Below are 4,257 nucleotides of genomic sequence, written 5' to 3'. Positions count from 1 at the left end.
CTTATGTTGAAATTGACGGCGTAAGATACTTCTCCGACTACTCCACAGTAGGCAACAGAATCTGGAAATAAGATTTCTAACTAAATCAAAAACAAACGAAGAAGGTCGGAATTCCGGCCTTCTTTTTCTTGAAATTTTTTAATATTCTTAAATAATCATATCTTTTTGCACTTGTTAATGTTATAATAACCTTAATCCTAATACTTCAATTTTATTTTGAAGGTGGTTTATTTAAAGAAAGGAAAAGAGATTATGAAAAAGATACTAACCGTGATGCTATCTTTCGCCATGGTACTCTGTATGATACCTGGTATGGTGTTTGCCGAGGACACTTCCACTACTCCAATCAATGGTGCAGCAATTACCTTTGCTCAATCTTCATACGAGTATACAGGGTCAGCAGTTGAACCCAAGGTTGCAGTAACTCTAAATGGTGCACTATTAAATCAAAACAAAGATTATACTGTTACATATAGTAATAATATAGAGTCTGCCGCCGCTACCGCCTCTACACCTCCTACTGTTACCGTAACAGGCAAAGGGAATTATTCTGGTAATATGACCGCTACTTTTACAATTACGCCAAAGGATATAGGCAAGGTCGTTTTAACCCACCCTGAGGCTTTCCCAATTGGAACTAAAATTACCGATATAGACTTTGTACTGAAGAACGGAACTGTTCCTTTAAATAAAGGAGTGGATTATACTGTTTCATTTAAGGATACAAGCCAGAGCGAAATAAAGCAGGGGACCCAAGAAGTTATTGTAACAGGTCAAAAGAACTATACTGGATCGAGAAACATCCTTGTAAATGGTGGCACAGACATCAAAACATTTGTAGTAGACCCTATCAAAGAAGTTACCTATAATGGGATTGCACAGAATCCGTCAGTAATCGTGAGATCGGCTGCAAATGCACCTGCACTGAGCACAAGTTATTACGACGTTACTTATTCCAATAATACTAACGCCGGAACCGCAACCGTTACCATCACAGGCAAGAATGGCTACGCCGGAACATTAACTGCCACATTTACGATTATTCCAAAGTCCATCGAAAGAGCAACGGTATCTTCTATTGAAAATCAGGCAATTAACGGTGCGCCGGAACCAAATGTGTATGACGGCAGTAAAAAATTAAAGCTTGGTGAAGATTATAGACTTTCTTACAAGAACCACGAGCAGAAAGGAACTGCTACAGTTTACATTACTGGTATGGGGAATTACAATAAAGAAACATCTAGAACTTATCAGGTAAAAGATAGTTTGAATTCCTATGCGTTTTCTCTTTTGAAAACTACTTATGAATATACTGGAAACACCATTAAACCAGAAGTTCTAGTTGCGCCTTCCTTTAAATATCGAGAAGGAATCGACTATAAACTGGTATATGATAATAATTCCAAAGTAGAGGAAAATAAAAAAGTGCAGATAGTCGGCATTGGAAATTATGGCGGAATTGCTGCTGAATTCATCTACAGCATCACAAGGAAAGAAATCACTGAGAAAAATTCCACGTTATCCATTCCTTCCGAAACCTATACCTATGCTGGCAAAGTAATTGAGCCGCATATCACTATAACCTGTGGTGGAAAGACTTTACAAAAAGATGTAGACTATACGATAGCCTATTTGAACAATAACCGTATTGGAGTCGCTTCGATTATCATTTACGGAACAGGTAACTATACAGGTAGTCTGAATAAGTCATTCCGTATTGTTGGAAAAGATCTTTCACAAGTGACAGGTAGTCTTGAAAAAGACAGCTATGCTTACGATGGTCTGGAAAAGAAACCGATGGTTACCCTTTACGATGGGAGCAAGAAGTTGACAAACGGTGTGGATTATACACTTGCATATAAGAATAACAAAAATGCAGGTACAGCTGAGGTTATCGTTACGGGCAAAGGAAACTACGGCGGTACAAAAACTCTGACTTTCCGCATTGTGGGTAAATCACAGCTTGTTACTACCCGTTACACACGCTACTCAAAAAGCTTAAACAGCAAACCATTTAACCTTCTTGCAGCCAATGATGGGGATGGAACGCTGGTTTATAGAAGTGATAATCCTTCTGTTGCAAAGGTTTCGGCAGATGGTACAGTAACCATTATGGGGACGGGCATTGCGAAAATCACTGTATCTACTACAGGCAATGTAAAATATGATCCGGCAAGCAAAGTTGTTTATGTAACTGTAAAACCTTTGAAACCAGTTGTAAAATTAACCACTCCAGCAAAAAAGCAGATTAAGGTCACTTTCACAAAGGTAGAGGGTGCAACCAAATACCAGATTAGATACGGTCGTATGGGAAAATATTATAATAAATACGTCACACACCGTAATAATGAATATACGAAAACTTATACGACTCTAAAAAACAGAGTGAGCGGCAAAACTTACTACATTAAGGTTCGTGCTTATAAAACTCTGGATGACGGCACTAAGGTCTGGGGAGACTGGACAACAGTTCAGAAAATTAAAGCGAAGTAAAACAAGTTCATGTAAGCATTCTACATATTTTGACTATATACACAAATTCATGGATAAATATAAATTCGCTGTTTGATAAGCGTCTTTTTCGAGAGATTCTACAAAAATCGCTAAATTTCAAAAGAAGGTCGTAAATTGCGACCTTCTTTTTTAGTACTAGATTAGTACTTTTGATACTATTTATGTTCAATTTTCACTTCTCGTAATTTCCATATTCAGACGCTGCGCCATCTCTAATTGCCGTGTAGGAAACATATGTGCGTAATGTAGTGTAATGCTGATACTTTCATGTCCGAGTCTACCTGCAATATCGACTGGCGTAAAACCCAAAGATATCAGTAAGGATACATGAGAATGCCGCAAGTCATGGATTCGAATTCTTTTAACACTTGCATTCATAGATCCCCGATTCATTTCCGAGTGCAAAAAGCTTTTAGACATAGTAAAAACTCGTTTTGAAGAATCCAGCCTACGTTTTTTCTTCAGATAACGATAAAGTTTTTCTGCTAAATCCGCTGGCAGAGTGATAAACCTATTACTTCTTTCTGTTTTTGGCGCAGTAATGATATTCTGGCGCTGTAATCGCTGATAAGACTTATTGATATTTAGAGTATTGTTTTCAAAGTCGAAATCCTTGCCAGTAAGTGCGAGGAGTTCTCCAATACGTAAGCCGCACCAGTAGAGAATCTCAAAAGCAAAGTAAGAATCTTGATTATCTTCAATCGCATTTGAAAATCTCTGGTATTCCTCACGAGTCCAAACATTCATTTCCCGTCCCTTTTCACGCCCCATTCCGCCTGTTTGACGCACTGGATTGCTATGCAAACCATAGAGCCTTACTGCATGGTTAAAAATTGCGCTGAGTTGGTTTTGAATGGTACGCAAGTAAGTTTGAGAATAGCCAGACCCCTTTTCACTCCGATAGTTTATCATTTGATTCTGCCATTTTAATACATCTGCTGCCGTAATTTCCGACATAATTTTTCTGCCGAAAAAAGGTATCAGTTTCTGATCAATTACGTGCTCTTTAGTGATCCATGTGTTGTATCTGAGACGCGGTTTCATATCCTGCTTATAGATTTCTACGAAAGTTTTAAACGTAATGTTTAAATTCCCAGATTTAGTATCTATAAAATATCGTTCCCAAGCTAAAGCCTCTTTCTTTGTCGCAAAGCCTGTCTTCTTTTTCTTTATGTTTTTACCGCTTGCATCCCTATAATAAAATGATACATACCACGTTCCATTGTTGTTTTTATAAGCCGGCATAAAATTCCTCCTTCAAATAATATTTCAGCAACTTATTTTCATATTATTATAAACTAAAAATTTACAGTTGAAAGTCAGAATTTTGACACTATACCGTTTAATGATGTGATGGACATATGTACAAGTTATTAATAATTACGCCAAGCAGTACTAAATAAGTACTAAATAATGAAGTAAGAAAAGCAACTCCATTTAGTTGAGAATGCAAGAAAATTAGTATAGCAAGCAGTAAACAGCACTTAAACAATCTCATTGTAATAATAATTTGCATATCAGAATATATATTCGTTATATGCAAAATTATGGTGATTTTGTTCGCGAAGTAAGATCACATGAAATAGACTTTAAAACCGATTGCGTGCCCATCATACAAGAAAGCGAAGGTCAAAATTTTGACCTTCGCTTTCATTTAATTTGATTTGAAATCTTATTTCCAGATTCTGTTGCCTACTGTGGAGTAGTCGGAGAAGTATCTTACGCCGTCAATTTCAACATAAG

At 37.0% G+C, this 4,257-nt stretch carries 2 protein-coding genes; one reads left to right on the top strand and one right to left on the bottom strand.

Annotated features, from left to right (window positions below; translation table 11 throughout):
- Positions 1 to 252: 252 nt before the first annotated feature.
- On the top strand, positions 253 to 2,493 hold the full coding sequence (locus D1155_RS15335) for a hypothetical protein (protein WP_160203284.1): 2,241 nt from the start codon (positions 253 to 255) through the stop codon (positions 2,491 to 2,493).
- Positions 2,494 to 2,679: 186 nt separating this feature from the next.
- Here D1155_RS15335 and D1155_RS15330 read toward each other — a convergent pair whose 3' ends face one another.
- Positions 2,680 to 3,759, bottom strand: coding sequence for a site-specific integrase (locus tag D1155_RS15330; protein ID WP_160203283.1), 1,080 nt, complete (start codon positions 3,757 to 3,759; stop codon positions 2,680 to 2,682).
- Between the last annotated feature and the right edge of the window lie 498 nt (positions 3,760 to 4,257).

The sequence above is a fragment of the Anaerotruncus sp. 80 genome (assembly GCF_009936115.1).
GTDB lineage: Bacteria > Bacillota > Clostridia > Peptostreptococcales > Anaerovoracaceae > Senimuribacter > Senimuribacter intestinalis.
This window is presented reverse-complemented; position numbering and strand designations above follow the sequence as displayed.

What these genes read in the sequence shown, in the direction of transcription:
- D1155_RS15335 (WP_160203284.1), top strand. Translation starts at nt 253, where the DNA reads ATGAAAAAGATACTAACCGTGATGCTATCTTTCGCCATGGTACTCTGT.
- D1155_RS15330 (WP_160203283.1), bottom strand. Translation starts at nt 3,759, where the DNA reads ATGCCGGCTTATAAAAACAACAATGGAACGTGGTATGTATCATTTTAT.